Origin of the sequence: Stenotrophomonas maltophilia group sp. RNC7, from assembly GCF_030910085.1 — a bacterium.
In the GTDB taxonomy this organism is placed as follows: domain Bacteria; phylum Pseudomonadota; class Gammaproteobacteria; order Xanthomonadales; family Xanthomonadaceae; genus Stenotrophomonas; species Stenotrophomonas sepilia.
In genome coordinates this window covers 1-736 of sequence record NZ_JAVFVN010000664.1, presented here as the reverse complement: position 1 = coordinate 736, position 736 = coordinate 1, and the positions used below count along the sequence as shown (strand labels likewise).

Below are 736 nucleotides of genomic sequence, written 5' to 3'. Positions count from 1 at the left end.
CATCAAGTCCAAATTGGTCTTTTTCTTCTCCACGCATTACTTTGGTTAGATACTGCAACACTTCCTCACCTTTTGCAATACGTTTGTCCTCTATAGATTTTAGGCGGTCATCTATATATGATTTAATGTAAGGTTTCGTTAAGTTTTCACTGCCTATAACTTTAGCTGTCTTTTCGGAATAACCTGCTCTTACAGCTGCTTCTGTTGCATTACCAGTTTCTATATAATAATCGCAAAACGCTTTCTGCTTTACCGTTAGCTTCGTCATTCCTCCTCACCTGCTCCCTTATACCACTCCACTAGCTTTAGTAATATATCAACTTGCTTGAAAGATTTATATACTTCTACTTTTACATACTCATATTTATTAGGATCTTTCTTTTTGTCTGGATAGAGTTTATTATATTCTTCCACTGGCACTAAATGAAATAGTTTGTATAATGTACTTACTCTATTCAATTTACTGCTCCAGTTCTGCTCTTTATGCAACATAAAGACATAGCCCTTTTGTTTTAAAGCCATTAATAATTTGTTTATCTTGCTACCTAATTTCATTTAGTACCACCTCCTTATTTTGCATTATAATCCATTTGTTTTAACAGCAAAAAAGCGCCTTAATTTAGCGCTATTATTTTTCAAATTCTTTTGTCTTAGGATTAAACCATCTATTCCTTTCGGGTAAAGGTATTCCTCGTCCATTCGACCATTCTTCATATACAGCTTTACATTCACCATT

Annotated in this window: 2 protein-coding genes; both read right to left on the bottom strand. The window is 33.8% G+C overall.

What is annotated here, in order from left to right; translation table 11 throughout:
• Positions 1-268: terminase small subunit (locus tag RCF13_RS13620; protein WP_308141256.1), on the bottom strand; the 268-nt coding region annotated here is incomplete at its 3' end.
• Positions 265-555, bottom strand: coding sequence for a hypothetical protein (locus RCF13_RS13615; protein WP_308141255.1), 291 nt, complete (start codon positions 553-555; stop codon positions 265-267). The genes RCF13_RS13615 and RCF13_RS13620, both read right to left, overlap by 4 nt.
• Positions 556-736: the final 181 nt, after the last annotated feature.

Coding starts and splice junctions, on each gene's coding strand:
- RCF13_RS13615 (WP_308141255.1), bottom strand. CDS start 555: ATGAAATTAGGTAGCAAGATAAACAAATTATTAATGGCTTTAAAACAA.